Genomic DNA, 16,930 nt, shown 5'->3' on the forward strand with positions numbered 1-16,930 from the left:
AATGTACTGGATGGCAGAATTAATTGGGTACTGTCTAAGATTACACTTTATGACAGTGTCTGGTTTGGACTCCGCATATGATTATCGGGATCGGATTTCCCTTCTCATAAACATAATATACGAGATTGCAAAGCAGATAACAGTCGCTGCAATCAGCCCCGTGAGCTGTGGCCAAACAACAAGCAGACTCTGTCCCAACGGCAGCGGACTCGGAATAGCTCCTTGTACCTGTTCCATCGTAAGCGGTCCGATACTTCTGACAGAAGGCATCAGCAGCGTTGTAGTAGCTTCATTAAACAATTCACTGGGTGCCAGACGCATTAATCCAAGAATAAATTTCTGATAACTGATAATCTGATAAGGAGACGCCATCTGCGACGGACTTAATCCCTTTGCCACCAAATTGACAATCATCGTATAGAATACGCTGAAAAACAGCCAAACGGCTACGGAAGCCAGCGCAGAAGTAGCAGCCTGACGAAAACGGAGTGAGAATAAGATGGCCAGGTTCAACCAAAAGGCTACATAAAAGATACTCGTTATAAGAAAGAAAACGATTCTCCAGAATTCTTCAGCCGTAGGAGGAATGCCAATGGCAATCAATCCGAATCCCATCACCAAAAAGCCCAGTACAAACAGCATAATACCTATCACGATCAAAGCAGCCACAAACTTCGCATTAATGATACAATCACGATGAATGGGCTGAGACAGCATACGGCTCAATGTCCCCTTATTCTGCTCCGAATTGACAGCATCAAATCCTAAAGCAATTCCCAACAAAGGACCTAAAAAGTTAATAAACAGCACAAAAGAGGGGAGAGTCCCGTCCGAAGCTGTAAATAACTTCAAGAAGAGGAACGAACTGTCCGGATCATCCGGTTTGATAGCCGCACCGATATTAGTAAGCGCCGTGTATAGCGATCCCATACAAGTAAGTGCTATGATACCGATCAGAATAAGAAAACGCCAGCTTTTGACATGATCGGATATTTCCTTATGTACGATAACCCAAAAAGGATGATTGACTTTACTCATGCCCTTCGCCTCCTTCCTCAAAATAATGGTTATAAATATCAGACAATTCCTGTTTCTTTTCTTTCAGCTCTGCCATATCAATCAGAGCAAGTATTTTGCCGTTACTGAACAATCCTACTCTGTCACATACTTTCTGTGCCTGGTCCAGATGATGGGAAGAAAACAAAACCGTCAGCCCTTCCTCCTTGCTCAGCCAGCGAATCAGTTCGATAAATTCCTGAACACCCGCAGGGTCAATTCCCGAAGTCGGCTCATCCAGAATAATGATTTCGGGACTCTTAATAAGCACATCGGCCAGACCAAGACGTTGTCTCATACCGCGGGAATACTTTCCGGTTTTCTTTTTCAGCTGATCTTCAAGCCCTACGCGCTTCATCAGCTCCAGTGCTTTTACTTTCGCCTCCTTGTCAGGGATACCGTTCAGCCGTGCTGTGTACATCAGATTCTCCGGACCTGTCATGTCGTCATAGAATCCCACATCTTCGGGCAGATAGCCAATTTTCCTTTTCACTTCAATAGGATGAGTGGTAGAATTAATTCCACAAATCTCGACAATTCCCGATGTGGGCTCCGTTAATCCCAGCATCATCAAAATAGTAGTTGACTTTCCGGCACCGTTCGGACCCAGCAAACCGAAGATTTCTCCTTTCCGGATACTCAGGCGAATATGATCTACAGCAGTAAATTTACCGTATTGTTTGGTTAATTCGGTAAGTACGATCACTTGTTCGCCCATAATTTACCTCCTTCCATATTTACGGAACAGATAGTAGACAACACCGATAGTAGCCAGAATAATTAGAACGCCTACCCATCCCCAAATCATCGGAGTCTTTACGGCAATTCTGAATTGAGCGTCTGCATTCACTTCCGGAGTTTTAGCCATCATCGTAGTTACATAATCACCCGGAAGCGCTTTCTTAGATGCTTTCAAGATGGCTACAGCAGTAGCCGTTTCTCCGGCTTTCAGCATTTCTATCTTTGACGGTTCGAAAGCTACATCCCAGTCAACCGGCTTGTTGGCAGACAGCTGGATATCTTTCAATAAAGAAGAACCTGTATTTTTAATTTCCAGTTCGATTCGTTTGGTATCACCGGCAGTCACGTCAGAACTTAATAATCCTCTCGGGGTGGTCAGTTCCATCTGATAAGAACCGGTGACAACTACTTCCAGTTCCAGTTCAGCCGAAGTATTGCCTGTAGCGGCACGTACGGGAATTTTATAACTGCCAGCTTCCACATTGGCAGGAGGAGTGATGTCTATACTTACATTCTGGCTACTGTTGGCTTCTACTTGTGCGGAAGTTGCCTGCTTATAATTAGGTTTGAAAATAACATTCCAGCCTCTGGGTGCTTTAGCCATCAGCGCATACAGTTGCTGATCGGCAGTCTGATTCTTCAGTGTGGCATTAAAGGTGAAAGTTGATTTGGAATTTCCCTGCATATTGGGCTGGTCGGTGGTAAACTCCGTCTGATAAGTACCTTGTTGTGCCACAACGACATTCAGAGGGAGTTGCGCTTCTCCGGCAGACACTACAAAGTGGTAGCTGCCTCTGCTTACTTTTAAAGGAACATCTACCTTTAGATTAAAAGTCTTCTTTTCTTTAGGGAGTACGGCCAACTGACTGAGATTCCAACCACCGGATTTCATTTCATGTTTCCAGCTGCTTGATAGGCCACTGACGGAAAGATTGGCATTCACCAACTTGTCTGTATTGTTAATCAGGTCAATGCTGTAGTCAATAGACGCCCCCGGTGAAACGGAGATTTTTGTGTAAGGTGTGTACAAGATCACGCTTTTAGGTATAGAGTCGTTAGCGTGTGTGTTACTCATGGGAAGTATTCCCAGCAAAACAGTTAATAATAAAAAACAATTTGTTCTCATAGTCATACGAAAGTTCTTATGGTTGATTTAATATGAATATTGTCAAATTTGTGCCTGCAAAAATAAGCGATGAATTTATTAGTTGCTGTTAAAAGAAACAAAAGAATACAATAAGAAAGATTTCCTTTGTTTTTTTCGGATTTTGCCCAAAATTCCCAAATCTTTTCAGATTCTCCTCTCATCTTTGCATTATAAATTAAATGATAATAGTAAAACCAATTAAAAAAACAACGATTATGAAAAAGTTAGTATTCTTATTAGTATGCTTGTTCACTTTACAGACAGTAGCACGTGCAGATGACGATAAACCTATCCAGGTGACTCAAATGCCACAATTAGCACAACAGTTTATCAAACAGCATTTCTCTGACAGCAAAGTGGCACTGGCAAAAATGGAAAGTGACTTCCTTTACAAAAGCTATGAAGTGATTTTTACGAATGGTAACAAAGTGGAATTTGACAAGAAGGGAAACTGGGAGGAAGTAGATTGCAAGCACACCTCCGTACCTGTTGCCATTATTCCTGCCGCCATTCAGAAATATGTAACAACTAATTATCCGGATGCAAAAGTGCTGAAGATAGAACGTGATAAGAAAGATTACGAAGTAAAGCTGTCCAACCGTACAGAACTGAAATTTGACCTGAAGTTTAATCTGATTGATATTGATAATTAACTTTCTTAAAATCTACGACAACAATGAAACTCAGAATTTATACACTACTGATAGCATTCTGTGCAGCATGGAGCCTGCACAGCTGCGACAACGATGACGATGAATCAATTGCTGTTCCTACCGCATTGCAAGAAGCATTCTCGACCAGGTATCCTAACATCAAGAACGTAAAGTGGGAAACAAAGGCAGGATATTATGTAGCGGACTTCTATGATGGATATGAGGCATCCGCATGGTTTACGACGGATGGCAACTGGCATATGACTGAAACGGATATCCCGTACACCGCATTGCCCGATCCGGTAAAGAGTGCATTCGAAGTAGGTGACTATAAGACATGGAAAAGAGACGATGTGGATAAACTCGAGCGGCAAGGCATCGAAACAGTCTACGTCATTGAGGTGGAAAACCAGAATCAGGAAGTCGATCTGTATTATTCTGCCGATGGAGTGCTGATTAAAAGCATTGCAGACACAGACGATCATGAAAACGACCATCTTCCGACCACTCAACTGCCCGCCGCCATAAAGACTTTCATTGATGGAAAATATGCAGGAGCAAGAATTGTGGAAGTAGACGTGGAAGATGACAAAAACGACTGGGAGTTCGGATTTATAGAAGTAGATATCATCCATTTCGACAGTGGCTTGAACCGCAACGTTTCCAAAGAAGTGCTATTTGATAAAGACGGAGAGTGGTATTCTACCTCATGGGAGGTACGGAGAAACGAACTGCCCACAGCAGTGACCAATACCATCAGCGTTGAGTATGCAGGGTATCAGATGGATGATGCCGAATACTTTGAGATGGCAACAGAAACATCCTATTATCAGATTGAACTGGAAGGAAATAATTCTCCGGATATAGATATTAAAGTAACCGCAGACGGTACGATTCTCAAATAAAAATAAAATGAGTGTGTGTCCAAAATATTGTCACTATTGACTTTTGGCACACACTCATTTTGTTTTATTCCTGTGCCCGCTTTCTCTTTAGCTCCGACTTAGCTTTATCATCGGCAATGCTGTCTGTCTGCTGCTGTTGCACCTTTTCGGCTTCTTCACGTTTCCGCTTGCTGCGCAGTTTCCATTTATTCCAAAAGAAAAGGTCACTCCATTTATTGAAATCCTTCTTATACATGATACCGACTCCCTGCGTAGTAAGGTTTGTCTTTGTGTAGTAACGGTCATTTGTTTCATTATAAGCCTTCAGACGAATATCTCCCGAGCGATTGATCAGCCATTCAGCTTCGAAGTCGCCTATAAAGTTGGTATTCGCCATCGGATTGTCCCGATAGCCGAAATTACCATTAACCAACAGGCGGTTGTTCAGCAACTGACCGGACAGGATACCTTCTACTTCCATATCCGTCCATCCCTTATCACCCGTGCTCAGATTGGTACCGATATTCCAGTTATTAGTCTCAAAAACCTGAGATAAGGCATTATTCAACTGACCGGACAGGGTAGAAGAGAGTACCGATGACATCACGTTCGAGTTCTGATTGTTCCGTGCAGCATCTTCCGTATAGAACTTACCGATACCCAGCAGATAAAGAATCTGCATATTCATCTGCTCTTCCGTACTGATATAATTGCGCACCAACGTCTGAATTTCATCTCTTTCATTCGGAAGCTCGATACCCAGCTTAATGGTCGGCCGCAGTAAAATCCCACTCAGATTCATGATACAGTTTACCCGTACATTAGTCTGCTGGGCAATGGAGGAAACATCCGGATTCAAGTCGTTCAGTGAAGCGGAGTTTACCGTGTATGAAGCCTGAATATCCATATTCGCATCCAAAGGAGCACCGTTGAAAGTAATCGTACTTCCATCTTTGATAATAAAATCCTTGCGAATCACTTCCTGCAAGCTGAACTTATATATTCCCTGACTGATCCGGTAATTACCGAACATCTTCACATCCCCCTTATTATAAAACTCCGTGCGTATGTTTCCCGTTCCCTTCGCACTGATGTAGTCTCCGGCTATAGGGTCCATAATAATTTTCATGGTGGCATCGGGTGTAGCATCTACCAGAATATTCAAACGAATATCTGTCTGATGCTCTTCTTCGTCCGCCTGACGCTTCTGCTGCATCTGCTCAAAATAGGAATTTACCCGAATGGAATCCTGAATGCTTCGACGGGGCGTTTTATCTACAAACTTTATGAACTGGTTGCTGGCAGCCGACGCCACATTTCCGTTGATATAGGTGAATACCGTATTCCGGTTGGTCGTCATGGCGAGATTTACGTCCAGTCCCTGTATCGCATTCCCTGCAAGCAACGCATTTCCCGTAGCATATACCGTTCCAAAGAATGGCATATCCGTCGATTCCTTCGTATTCATCAAGAGCATATTATTAGCCTGTATCTCAAAACGGTAATTTATATTCTTGAAATGCTGGAAACGCAGATACCCGTTCAAGGTTCCCGAATGCCCTTCCATATCGGCAATATGCATATTATTGAATTTCAATCCGGTAGGAGCCAGATGAATCGTATCTCTAACGGCAAAGTGGGTATTCAGAATATCAAACTTCATGGAAGCATCCGTCATAACAGCCCCATCCAGATTCAATCCCTTGAACTTTCCGTAAAAATGTACTTTTCCCGTTCCCCGTCCTTTTATATCCTGTGCTATCGATTTCATATAAAATTCGAGGAATTTCAAATTCAGTTCATGGGCATCGATATTCAGATCAAGTCCGCTTTCCGGTTTCAACGGGTAGATCATACCGGTGACTCGCGATGGTGACGGTGATATATCCTGAATAGACGCATCCAGATAGATTCCTCTTTTCTCATTATCCCAGGCACCATATACGTTCAAATCACCTAAACGGCCTTGATTGAGCGAGAAGTTCTTGACAAAGAGGCGGGTATTCATCACAGGTTTCTTGAACACGCCACTGGCATAAGCTGTTCCCGTAGCATCTCCTTCAAAATTTACGTCATCGGATATGTTTGCAATATCAAATACGTATCCCATATTAATGTCTTTCAAGTCCACTTTTACGGTATCCGCCGGATTGTCGGAAAGCCGCCCGTTGATACGCACATAACGGTCATGATGACTGAAATAGAAATTATTCACATCCACCTTGCCCGAGTCTACCACTACCTGCGAAGGATGTATCTGCCAAAGCGTATCATTCAAGATAACGTCGGTCTGTTTCACATCCACCATCGCTTTCAGCAAAGGCTTTTCGCCTGTTGTACGCAGAAATTGTGCAACAGCCGCCAACTTTCCGCTATAAGTCGCTATGGCATTATTTCCCCAGTTCAGAGTCGTGCTGACTTTATCTTCTTTAGCCTGTGCTTCCAGAGAAAGATTCACGGCTCCATTCTTTTTCAGACTGGTCAGACGCACTTTCGCACTGATATGGTCCGAAGGATTCTCACACAGGATCATACCCGACTCGATAAAGTTGTTCTTATATTGCAGACGGGGGAAGTATCCTTCCACACGTAGCCGCTGCAAGGCATCATTAAAATACCCTTTCAACGTAGAATGTGTATATACAGTCAACGGAACATCAAATATCGTAGATAAAATGTCCGTATTATATATATGTACATCGAATGCGAAATTATTGTTCGTCTCTATCGGTTTCTTCGGAGGCAATATCAAAGACGGAACATACCGACGCATGATATTGAAAATACTTGCCGGTAAGGTGTGGTACTGGAATTTTCCCGCTATGCTTGCCGTCAGAAACTCAGAAGTCAGTTTAAGCTGATTTTCATTATCCTGCCGGGTAGCCCGTACATTCATGTTCTTCATGAAATATTCCTTGTCCGGTGCCCTGAACTCCAGACTGTCCACATTGATCTCTCCAATCATCTCGTCAATGGAACCTCCGGTAAAGTTGGCTTTTACCTTCAGAGAAAACTCCGCATCCTGGTAGTCAGGTGTAAGATTTAGATCATTAGGACGGAACTTGTCGACAACGGCAAGGAAGTTGAAAGTAGGGACCTTGGATGCCACATTCACATCTCCGTTCAGATAAATAGACCCATTCGGATCATCCAGCGCTATCTTCCCGTTAAATCCGCCTTGCTTGTATTCGCCGTCCAGCGTAATATTCTCATATTTATATCTGCTATATTCCACAGAAGCGATCAATCCCTTCAACTCCACAGCAGGAAGCTGGTTTTCGATATGCCGTCCATGTACATCCAGGTTAAAGGTGATTTCCCCAAACTTCTCATTATTCAATAACTTGCCCAGTTCAAACTCTTCTGTTTTGACAGCACCGGAATAAGCAAACAACCCCTTAGCTTTATCGGAACTTAACTTTAAGTCGGTTTTTACATTACCAATCCCGGTACGCAGCTGTCCATAAGTAACTAGATCGGTGAAGTATCCTGAAATCTCTCCACGGAAATCAATATCCCCCAAACGTTCCAGAAGAGGAGGTACCCCATTATAATTGCTGCTCAGATTACGTACCAGAAAACCGACGCCGCGACTGTTGGCGGAAAGCTCGGAAAGTTTCCCGTATACATACGCATCCTGCGGACTCGAAAGCTCTTGAAGTGATACATCCCCCGAAAGCCGGAACTGGCGATCGTCGGCCGTAATCTCCAGATGAGAGCAGGTGAGCTGGTCGACCGTTCCCTTCACCTGCATATCCAGCGTTATCGGTTCCTTGAAATGCGCCAATACAGGTACAAAAGGGGAAATATCTTTCAGAGTAATCTGCGAGGGTAACGTACGGAAAGAAAAGTGGACCTTCTCCGAGAACTGATCAAAAGCATTCAGACTGTCATACACCAAATGAATGGTATCCATCTTCAGTGAAGTTTCGGGCAGCTCGATGGCGAAATTCTCTATATTAGTCCGTTTATCATTGGCAACCAATTTCAGACTCATCTTTTTTAAAGAGAATCCGGAAGCCTTTTCATCGAAGCTCAGACGCTTGATACCAAGATTCAAAGAATCCCTGTTCATCGCCTTCAATGAAATATTGGCTATAATATTCTGAAGCTGAACATGCTTGGCATTAAACTTTCCGGGAGTCTTTTCCTCTGACAATACATGATAAGCCATCCTTCCCCGACGAATCAAAACGGAATTGATACGCAAATCCAGCGAACTTTCCTTTTTTACAGTGTCCTTGGAAGCAAAAGCATCCAATACGAACTTGAAATTCGGAGGAGAGTCGGGAGCCTCTTTATTCAGATTGATGGTAAAGCCGAATAACTGGACACTGCTAATGGAAATCTTTCCCTTAAAGAAAGGAAGGATATCAAACTTAGCCGATAAGCGGGTTACTTTGAGCATTTCCTTGCCGCTTTGGTCGTCAAGCAGCACATCATCAATGATAATACGGTTTAATAGACCGATATTTATTTTGCCGATAGTCAGGCGTGTATTCAGCACCTCGGACAATTCCTTGGCGATAAACACACTCATTGCTCGCTGAACATTTGGAATATTCAGCAAAACAATAGTTCCGATATATACTCCCAGTACAATACCAACTACCCAGCGTACAGTCTTTTTCAGCGTTCTGATAAGCGATAACTTTTATTTAGCGAACAAAAATATAAAATAGTTCGTTATGAATCGTAGTTTTATCATTACTTTTGCACCGTTTAATAGTTTAAAAACATATGAGTGCAATAATATTAGGAATTGAATCCTCCTGTGATGATACGTCGGCAGCCGTAATCAAGGATGGTTATCTGCTGTCAAATGTGGTATCAAGTCAAGCCGTACACGAAGCATACGGCGGAGTAGTACCCGAATTAGCTTCGCGGGCACATCAACAAAACATTGTTCCGGTGGTACACGAAGCACTGAAACGAGCAGGAGTTACCAAAGAAGAACTGAGCGCGGTAGCTTTCACACGTGGACCGGGATTGATGGGATCTTTGCTTGTAGGCGTCTCTTTCGCCAAAGGATTCGCACGTTCACTCGGTATTCCTTTGATAGATGTTAATCATCTGACAGGACATGTCTTAGCTCATTTTATTAAAGCAGAAGGAGAAGAGAATATCCAACCGAAATTCCCGTTCCTTTGCCTGTTGGTGTCCGGAGGAAACTCACAGATTATATTGGTAAAAGCCTATAATGAGATGGAAATTCTCGGTCAGACAATTGATGACGCTGCCGGAGAAGCAATCGATAAATGTTCAAAAGTGATGGGGCTCGGATATCCAGGCGGACCGATCATTGACAAACTGGCACGTCAAGGCAATCCGAAAGCGTTTACTTTCAGCAAACCGCATATTCCGGGGCTGGACTACAGCTTCAGCGGACTGAAAACTTCTTTCCTGTACTCCTTGCGTGACTGGATGAAAGACGATCCTGATTTCATCGAGCATCACAAAGTGGATTTGGCCGCCTCTCTGGAAGCAACTGTTGTAGACATCCTGATGGACAAACTGCGGAAAGCTGCCAAAGAATATAAGATTAAAGAAGTAGCCGTTGCCGGAGGAGTCTCTGCCAACAACGGATTGCGTAACTCTTTCCGGGAACATGCCGAAAAGTATGGCTGGAATATCTTTATTCCAAAATTCAGCTACACGACCGACAATGCAGCCATGATTGCCATTACCGGATACTTCAAGTATCTGGATAAAGACTTCTGCTCCATCGATCTTCCGGCTTATTCCCGTGTTACATTATAAAACAGTTTTTTACCGTCATCGTTACTTTATTCAATAACTAATTGAAGTATAGCAAATTAAACAGTGACACTTAAAGTGACGACAACAACAATAGTGACGGCAAACGCCGAAAAAAATGTCACCGCCCCAATAGGCGGCGACATAAAGAAGCCTTGCTGAAAACAAAATGCACCTATATATAATAGGGAAACAAAGGAGGATTAATGATATAAGAAGCCTTCATTAAGAATCTTTGTTTATAGCACTCCTTCGTTCCACGTGCGTGAACCGTCCGGTTCACATACATGATCCATTCAGCTCACGCACATGAACCGAATGGATCACGTATGTGGAACGAAAAAATGAAGTAAACCTAATGACTTAACATAGTGTATATACCTTATTAATATAGGTAGCATATTCTATTAACTAACGCAGGAAAAAATGTTTGCTGAGATTATTACCATTGGCGACGAACTGCTGATAGGGCAGGTAGTCGATACAAATTCTGCCTGGATGGGGCAGGAATTAAATAAGATAGGTATCGAAGTTCTACGCATTGTTTCGATCCGTGATCGGGAAGAAGAGATCATAGAAGCAGTAGATAACGCGATGAAAAGGGTGAATATTGTTCTGGTAACCGGAGGACTCGGCCCCACAAAAGACGATATCACCAAACAAACTCTCTGTAAATACTTCCACACCGAACTGATATTCAGCGAAGAAGTATTTGAGAACGTGAAGCGGGTGCTTGCCGGAAAAATACCGATGAATGCGCTGAATAAGAGTCAGGCAATGGTTCCCAAAGATTGCACAGTCATCAACAATCCGGTAGGAAGCGCTTCTGTCAGCTGGTTTGAGAAAGACAATAAAGTGCTCGTATCCATGCCGGGCGTTCCGCAGGAAATGACAACCGTTATGACTGAGTCTGTATTGCCCAAGCTACGTGAGAAGTTTCAGACGGATGTAATCATGCACCGGACCTTTCTGGTACAACATTACCCCGAATCCATACTTGCTGAAAAACTGGAACCGTGGGAGACAGCCTTGCCGGAAAGCATCAAATTGGCATATCTGCCCAAACTTGGAATCATCCGCTTGCGGCTGACCGGACGGGGACAGAACAAGACAGAAGTGGAAAGCGCACTGAACGACGAGCAGGCTAAGCTGGAAGCGATACTGGGCGATGATATTTTCAGCGAAGAAGATATCCCACTGGAGGTAATCGTAGGCGAACTGCTGAAAAAGAAGAATTTAACCGTTTCCACCGCAGAAAGTTGCACCGGAGGAAGCATTGCGGCACGTCTGACGTCCATTGCCGGAAGTTCGGAATACTTTAACGGAGGAATAGTGGCATATTCTAACGAAGTGAAAATGAATCTGCTCCATGTTTCACCGGAAACACTGGAAGTGTATGGCGCTGTCAGTGAGCAGACTGTGATCGAAATGGTAAAAGGAGCGATGAAAGCGCTGAAAACCGACTGCGCTGTCGCAACTTCGGGAATTGCCGGTCCCGGAGGTGGAACGCCGGAGAAGCCGGTAGGCACTGTCTGGATCGCTGCTGGTTATAAAAATGAAATTCGCACTTACAGGCAGGAAACGAACCGCGGAAGAGCCATGAATATTGAAAGAGCGGGCAATAATGCGCTATTAATTCTTCGTGATTTGCTCAAATAAGGAAAAATTGGTGTCTGGAAGTGAATTATTTTAAGAAATCCTTGTTTTATACGGATAAAAGTGCTTACTTTGCGTCCTGTTTGAAATAAGTATAGATATAAAACTATAAAAATAAGATAGAAATGTCGAAGATTTGTCAAATTACCGGAAAGAAAGCCATGATTGGCAACAATGTTTCACACTCAAAGAGAAGAACAAAAAGAACCTTTGATTTGAACTTGTTTAACAAAAAGTTCTATTATGTAGAACAAGACTGTTGGATCAGCCTTAGCCTTTGTGCTAACGGTCTGCGTATCATCAACAAAAAAGGACTGGACGCTGCACTGAACGATGCAGTAGCTAAAGGTTTCTGTGATTGGAAAAGCATTAAAGTAATCGGCTAAACGTAGAGGAGAAAACTTACAATGGCAAAGAAAGCAAAAGGTAACAGAGTACAGGTGATTCTGGAATGTACAGAACACAAAGAGAGTGGAATGCCGGGAACATCTCGCTATATCACAACTAAAAACAGAAAGAATACAACTGAAAGACTTGAGTTGAAGAAATACAACCCGATTCTGAAGAGAGTAACAGTACATAAGGAAATTAAATAATAATAGTATAACCCATGGCAAAGAAAACAGTAGCAAGTTTGCACGAAGGTTCTAAAGAAGGTCGTGCTTATACCAAGGTTATCAAAATGGTGAAATCTCCGAAAACTGGAGCTTACGTTTTTGATGAACAAATGGTTGCAAACGAAAAAGTACAAGACTTTTTCAAAAAATAATCAGAATAGCATAAAACGCTATAAACACAAAATCCCCTCATTGGCAAACAGTGAGGGGATTTTTTATTGCTTCTTTTTTTTACTTTTCCAATCCTTTGTTATATCTTTGTAGCATAATGTATTATACAAATAACTGTTGATATGGGATTTTTTAGTTTTTTTTCAAAGGAAAAGAAGGAAACTTTAGATAAAGGATTATCTAAAACCAAAGAGAGCGTATTCAGTAAAATCGCTCGTGCCGTGGCTGGTAAGTCGAAAGTAGACGACGAAGTATTGGATAATCTGGAAGAAGTTTTGATCACATCTGACGTGGGGGTAGAGACAACTTTGAATATTATCAAACGCATCGAAAAACGTGCAGCTGCAGACAAATATGTGAATACTCAGGAGTTGAATCACATACTGCGTGATGAAATTGCAGCCCTTTTGACCGAAAATAATTCGGATGACGTAGCGGACTTTGATGTACCTATCGAGAAAAAGCCATATGTAATCATGGTAGTGGGAGTAAACGGGGTAGGTAAAACAACAACAATCGGGAAATTAGCTTATCAATTCAAGAAAGCAGGCAAATCTGTTTATCTGGGTGCCGCCGATACATTCCGTGCAGCTGCCGTAGAGCAGTTGATGATCTGGGGTGAACGCGTAGGCGTGCCTGTTGTCAAACAAAAAATGGGTGCGGACCCTGCATCTGTCGCTTTCGATACACTGAGTTCTGCTGTTGCCAACAATGCGGATGTAGTGATTATCGATACGGCCGGCCGCTTGCACAATAAAGTAGGCTTGATGAATGAGCTTACCAAGATAAAGAACGTCATGAAGAAGGTAGTACCCAATGCACCGGATGAAGTGCTACTGGTATTGGATGGTTCTACCGGACAGAATGCTTTCGAGCAGGCCAAGCAGTTTACATTGGCTACGGAAGTGACTGCAATGGCTATCACCAAGTTGGACGGAACCGCCAAAGGCGGAGTAGTGATCGGTATCTCCGATCAGTTCAAGATTCCTGTAAAATACATTGGATTGGGTGAAGGCATGGAAGATTTGCAGGTCTTCCGCAAAAATGAATTTGTTGATTCCCTGTTTGGAGAGAATGCATGAAAAGAAAGAGAATAGATATTATAACTTTAGGTTGTTCTAAAAATTTAGTAGACTCGGAGCAGTTGATGCGTCAACTGGAAGAAGCAGGATACAGTGTAACTCATGATACAGAAAACCCGGAAGGGGAGATAGCGGTAATCAATACCTGCGGTTTCATCGGTGACGCGAAAGAAGAGTCTATCAATATAATTCTGGAATTTGCAGAAAGAAAAGAAGAAGGCGACTTGAAGAAACTGTTTGTAATGGGCTGTCTTTCCGAGCGTTATTTGCAAGAACTGGCCATTGAAATACCACAGGTAGACAAGTTCTACGGTAAATTCAACTGGAAAGAACTCTTGCAAGACTTGGGAAAAACGTACCATGAGGAATTGTATATTGAGCGTACTTTGACCACTCCCAAGCATTATGCTTATCTGAAGATTTCAGAAGGATGTGACCGCAAGTGCTCTTATTGTGCTATTCCCATTATTACAGGACGCCATATATCCAAGCCGATGGAAGAAATAGTGGATGAAGTCCGGTATCTGGTATCGCAAGGAGTAAAGGAGTTCCAGGTGATTGCTCAGGAATTGACATATTATGGAGTCGATCTGTATAAAAAGCAAATGCTGCCTGAATTGATCGAACGTATCTCGGAAATTCCGGGTGTAGAGTGGATTCGTCTACATTATGCGTATCCGGCACATTTTCCAACGGATTTATTTCGTGTGATGCGGGAACGCGATAATGTCTGCAAATATATGGATATTGCCTTGCAGCATATCAGTGACAACATGTTGAAACTGATGCGTCGGCAGGTAAGCAAAGAAGATACGTACAAGTTGATCGAACAGTTCCGTAAAGAAGTACCGGGCATCCATCTGCGCACTACGCTGATGGTAGGACATCCTGGAGAAACGGAAGAAGACTTTGAAGAGTTGAAAGAATTTGTACGCAAGGCGCGTTTCGACAGGATGGGAGCTTTCGCTTATTCTGAAGAAGAGGGAACTTATGCTGCCCAACAATATGAAGACTCTATACCACAGGAGGTTAAACAAGCCCGACTGGACGAACTAATGGACATCCAGCAAGGCATTTCAGCAGAATTGAGCGCTGCAAAAATTGGTCAGCAGATGAAAGTCATCATCGACCGGATCGAAGGAGATTATTATATCGGACGTACGGAATTTGATTCACCGGAGGTAGACCCGGAAGTATTGATCAGCGTTTCCGGAGAAGAACTTGAAATCGGACAATTCTATCAGGCAGAAGTAACCGATGCGGACGATTTTGATTTATATGCAAAGATATTAAACAAGTATGAATAATAAGGAATTTACATCGGAACTGGCAGACAGACTGGGATATACTATCAAAGACACTTCTGAACTGATAAGTTCTTTATTGTCTGACATGACACAGGAACTGGAAGACGGGAATGCGATTGCAATACAGGGCTTCGGTTCTTTTGAAGTGAAGAAAAAAGCGGAGCGCATTTCGATCAATCCGTCCACGAAGCAGCGTATGCTGGTTCCTCCTAAATTGGTATTGACGTACAGACCCAGCAATACACTGAAAGACAAGTTTAAATAATATATATTTCCCATTATGAATGAAAGACTGACAATTCAAGACCTTATCGACTTATTGGCGGCTAAACATAGCATGACCAAGAAGGATGCCGAAGCATTCGTCAAAGAGTTTTTTCTCTTGATAGAACAAGCCCTGGAGAATGAGAAGACTGTGAAAATCAAAGGATTGGGGACTTTCAAACTTGTGGATGTGGATAGCCGGGAAAGCGTTAATGTCAACACAGGGGAACGTTTTCAGATAAAAGGCCATACCAAAGTATCGTTTACTCCGGACACCAATCTGAGAGATACGATAAATAAGCCTTTTGCACACTTTGAAACGGTAGTATTAAATGAAGGTACGGTATTGGAAGATACCCCGATGGAAGAATCCGATGAGGAGGAAGGTGCGGTTTCTGATACTGAGACTGAAATGATCGACTCCGAAATAGCAGGAAATGAAAATGTCGGTGGAGATATTCAGGAAGAAATACAACCGGAAGAACCTGTAATCGAAAAGCAGCCGACTGCTGAAGAAGTAGCTGTAGCTGAAGTTCCTGAGACTGACGCGGATGAAACCGGTCAAACTGAAACGGAAACGGAACCAGTTGCAACAGAAGAACCTGAAGTTGAAGAATTGTCGGAAGTGGAAACTGAACCGAAACCGGAATCAGTATCTGAGGAAGCCCCAGAAGAAGAGCCTGTAGAGGAATCTTCGGAAGCTGTTTTGGAACCTGACTTCAGTCCGGTGACAGAGGAACCTATTGAGGAGCAATCGGAAGAAACAATTATAGAAGAGCAGAAACCGGAGACTGAAACAGCGGAGGCAGAAGAAGAGGAAACGGTTATTGCAGAAAAAGCGGAAGTTACCGCAGAGCAAATTATAGCCCAGGAGCTTCATAAAGCAAATATGGAGCCTGTAACTCCCAAAATGCAACCGGAAATAGAACAACCGAAAGCTACCTATACTGATAAAGACAGTAATAAAAAGGAAAAATCAGCTATTCCTTATTTAATAGCAACTATTATTATAGTCTTACTACTGTGTGGAGGAGCTATCCTGTTTATTTATTATCCGGATTTGTTCTCATCTTCGTCTGATAAGAATGTGGTTGATATGCCGGAGGTTACTCAACCTGTGCAGCCGGAAGCGCAACTTTCAGATACAATTGCACACAAGGATACTGTGGTGGAAGCAGTCCAACCGCAACCTGTTGTCAAGAAGGAACCGACAGCGGAACCTGTCAAAGCAGAAAGTAAACCTGCCCAACAACAACCAGCCGCTTCGGCATATTCGGATTCCGCATCCTACAAGATAACCGGTACCAAAACAAAATACACAATTAAAGAAGGAGAGACTTTAACGAAAGTTTCATTACGCTTTTACGGTACAAAAGCCATGTGGCCATACATCGTAAAACATAACCCGAAAGTAATCAAGAACCCCGATAACGTACCATACGGTACGACAATCGAGATACCGGAACTTACAAAAGAATAAAAACAAAAAACACCCATTCACCCGGCTCATACAGCAATGTATAGCCGGGTGAAATGTTACGTAAGTACAAAAGCGTATGAAAGTACCTTAATCTAAAGATTTCGCATTGTTTTTT

The 16,930-nt window shown here is 42.8% G+C and carries 15 protein-coding genes; 11 read left to right on the forward strand and 4 right to left on the reverse strand.

Translation table 11 applies throughout. The annotated features are described in order from the left end of the window. Nucleotides 1-81: 81 nt before the first annotated feature. The 3 genes from ACHLI0_RS01860 to ACHLI0_RS01870 are packed head-to-tail and all read right to left on the reverse strand — an operon-like array spanning nucleotide 82 to nucleotide 2,929. Complete coding sequence (locus ACHLI0_RS01860) at nucleotides 82-1,038, reverse strand: ABC transporter permease (RefSeq protein ID WP_008761587.1); 957 nt, start codon at nucleotides 1,036-1,038, stop codon at nucleotides 82-84. Beyond that, nucleotides 1,031-1,774 carry an ABC transporter ATP-binding protein gene (locus tag ACHLI0_RS01865; RefSeq protein WP_490748333.1) on the reverse strand — a complete coding sequence of 248 codons (744 nt, stop codon included), beginning with the start codon at nucleotides 1,772-1,774 and terminating at the stop codon, nucleotides 1,031-1,033. Before ACHLI0_RS01865 ends, ACHLI0_RS01860 begins: the two co-directional genes overlap by 8 nt. 3 nt (nucleotides 1,775-1,777) lie before the next feature. After that, nucleotides 1,778-2,929, reverse strand: a complete 1,152-nt coding sequence (locus ACHLI0_RS01870) for a COG1470 family protein (RefSeq protein ID WP_008765743.1) — start codon at nucleotides 2,927-2,929, stop codon at nucleotides 1,778-1,780. A 230-nt stretch (nucleotides 2,930-3,159) separates the two neighbouring features. Between ACHLI0_RS01870 and ACHLI0_RS01875 the strand changes: the two genes are divergently transcribed. Continuing rightward, the gene (locus ACHLI0_RS01875; RefSeq protein WP_008765741.1) at nucleotides 3,160-3,597 is read left to right on the forward strand and encodes a PepSY-like domain-containing protein; all 438 of its coding nucleotides are present in this window, start codon (nucleotides 3,160-3,162) and stop codon (nucleotides 3,595-3,597) included. A gap of 23 nt (nucleotides 3,598-3,620) precedes the next feature. Next, on the forward strand, nucleotides 3,621-4,502 hold the full coding sequence (locus ACHLI0_RS01880) for a PepSY-like domain-containing protein (RefSeq protein WP_490748334.1): 882 nt from the start codon (nucleotides 3,621-3,623) through the stop codon (nucleotides 4,500-4,502). 64 nt (nucleotides 4,503-4,566) lie between these two features. On the opposite strand, the gene ACHLI0_RS01885 is transcribed toward ACHLI0_RS01880, so the two are convergent. After that, the gene (locus tag ACHLI0_RS01885; protein WP_490748335.1) at nucleotides 4,567-9,021 is read right to left on the reverse strand and encodes a translocation/assembly module TamB domain-containing protein; all 4,455 of its coding nucleotides are present in this window, start codon (nucleotides 9,019-9,021) and stop codon (nucleotides 4,567-4,569) included. Between the two features lie 200 nt (nucleotides 9,022-9,221). Here ACHLI0_RS01885 and tsaD point away from each other — a divergent pair, with 200 nt between their 5' ends. From tsaD to ACHLI0_RS01930, 9 genes are all read left to right on the forward strand, one after another. Further along, on the forward strand, nucleotides 9,222-10,241 hold the full coding sequence (gene tsaD / locus ACHLI0_RS01890; RefSeq protein ID WP_008765738.1) for a tRNA (adenosine(37)-N6)-threonylcarbamoyltransferase complex transferase subunit TsaD: 1,020 nt from the start codon (nucleotides 9,222-9,224) through the stop codon (nucleotides 10,239-10,241). 423 nt (nucleotides 10,242-10,664) lie between these two features. Next, nucleotides 10,665-11,897, forward strand: a complete 1,233-nt coding sequence (locus ACHLI0_RS01895; protein ID WP_055217866.1) for a competence/damage-inducible protein A — start codon at nucleotides 10,665-10,667, stop codon at nucleotides 11,895-11,897. Between the two features lie 122 nt (nucleotides 11,898-12,019). Next, nucleotides 12,020-12,280: a 50S ribosomal protein L28 gene (gene rpmB / locus ACHLI0_RS01900; RefSeq protein ID WP_008765736.1), complete on the forward strand. Its 261-nt coding sequence runs from the start codon at nucleotides 12,020-12,022 to the stop codon at nucleotides 12,278-12,280. Between the two features lie 21 nt (nucleotides 12,281-12,301). After that, nucleotides 12,302-12,490, forward strand: coding sequence for a 50S ribosomal protein L33 (gene rpmG, locus ACHLI0_RS01905; protein WP_008761579.1), 189 nt, complete (start codon nucleotides 12,302-12,304; stop codon nucleotides 12,488-12,490). Between the two features lie 14 nt (nucleotides 12,491-12,504). After that, complete coding sequence (locus ACHLI0_RS01910) at nucleotides 12,505-12,663, forward strand: DUF4295 domain-containing protein (RefSeq protein WP_008761578.1); 159 nt, start codon at nucleotides 12,505-12,507, stop codon at nucleotides 12,661-12,663. Between the two features lie 141 nt (nucleotides 12,664-12,804). Further along, nucleotides 12,805-13,764, forward strand: coding sequence for a signal recognition particle-docking protein FtsY (gene ftsY, locus ACHLI0_RS01915; protein ID WP_010537997.1), 960 nt, complete (start codon nucleotides 12,805-12,807; stop codon nucleotides 13,762-13,764). Further along, nucleotides 13,761-15,071, forward strand: a complete 1,311-nt coding sequence (gene rimO, locus ACHLI0_RS01920) for a 30S ribosomal protein S12 methylthiotransferase RimO (RefSeq protein WP_234117818.1) — start codon at nucleotides 13,761-13,763, stop codon at nucleotides 15,069-15,071. Before ftsY ends, rimO begins: the two co-directional genes overlap by 4 nt. Then, nucleotides 15,064-15,336: an HU family DNA-binding protein gene (locus tag ACHLI0_RS01925; protein ID WP_008761575.1), complete on the forward strand. Its 273-nt coding sequence runs from the start codon at nucleotides 15,064-15,066 to the stop codon at nucleotides 15,334-15,336. Before rimO ends, ACHLI0_RS01925 begins: the two co-directional genes overlap by 8 nt. Nucleotides 15,337-15,351: 15 nt before the next feature. Continuing rightward, the gene (locus ACHLI0_RS01930; protein WP_490748337.1) at nucleotides 15,352-16,815 is read left to right on the forward strand and encodes an HU family DNA-binding protein; all 1,464 of its coding nucleotides are present in this window, start codon (nucleotides 15,352-15,354) and stop codon (nucleotides 16,813-16,815) included. Nucleotides 16,816-16,930 lie beyond the last annotated feature (115 nt).

It is taken from the genome of Bacteroides sp. RCH18 (assembly GCF_058231005.1).

Coding starts and splice junctions, on each gene's coding strand:
- ACHLI0_RS01860 (WP_008761587.1), bottom strand. CDS start 1,038: ATGAGTAAAGTCAATCATCCTTTTTGGGTTATCGTACATAAGGAAATA.
- ACHLI0_RS01865 (WP_490748333.1), bottom strand. CDS start 1,774: ATGGGCGAACAAGTGATCGTACTTACCGAATTAACCAAACAATACGGT.
- ACHLI0_RS01870 (WP_008765743.1), bottom strand. CDS start 2,929: ATGACTATGAGAACAAATTGTTTTTTATTATTAACTGTTTTGCTGGGA.
- ACHLI0_RS01875 (WP_008765741.1), top strand. CDS start 3,160: ATGAAAAAGTTAGTATTCTTATTAGTATGCTTGTTCACTTTACAGACA.
- ACHLI0_RS01880 (WP_490748334.1), top strand. CDS start 3,621: ATGAAACTCAGAATTTATACACTACTGATAGCATTCTGTGCAGCATGG.
- ACHLI0_RS01885 (WP_490748335.1), bottom strand. CDS start 9,021: ATGAGTGTGTTTATCGCCAAGGAATTGTCCGAGGTGCTGAATACACGC.
- tsaD (WP_008765738.1), top strand. CDS start 9,222: ATGAGTGCAATAATATTAGGAATTGAATCCTCCTGTGATGATACGTCG.
- ACHLI0_RS01895 (WP_055217866.1), top strand. CDS start 10,665: ATGTTTGCTGAGATTATTACCATTGGCGACGAACTGCTGATAGGGCAG.
- rpmB (WP_008765736.1), top strand. CDS start 12,020: ATGTCGAAGATTTGTCAAATTACCGGAAAGAAAGCCATGATTGGCAAC.
- rpmG (WP_008761579.1), top strand. CDS start 12,302: ATGGCAAAGAAAGCAAAAGGTAACAGAGTACAGGTGATTCTGGAATGT.
- ACHLI0_RS01910 (WP_008761578.1), top strand. CDS start 12,505: ATGGCAAAGAAAACAGTAGCAAGTTTGCACGAAGGTTCTAAAGAAGGT.
- ftsY (WP_010537997.1), top strand. CDS start 12,805: ATGGGATTTTTTAGTTTTTTTTCAAAGGAAAAGAAGGAAACTTTAGAT.
- rimO (WP_234117818.1), top strand. CDS start 13,761: ATGAAAAGAAAGAGAATAGATATTATAACTTTAGGTTGTTCTAAAAAT.
- ACHLI0_RS01925 (WP_008761575.1), top strand. CDS start 15,064: ATGAATAATAAGGAATTTACATCGGAACTGGCAGACAGACTGGGATAT.
- ACHLI0_RS01930 (WP_490748337.1), top strand. CDS start 15,352: ATGAATGAAAGACTGACAATTCAAGACCTTATCGACTTATTGGCGGCT.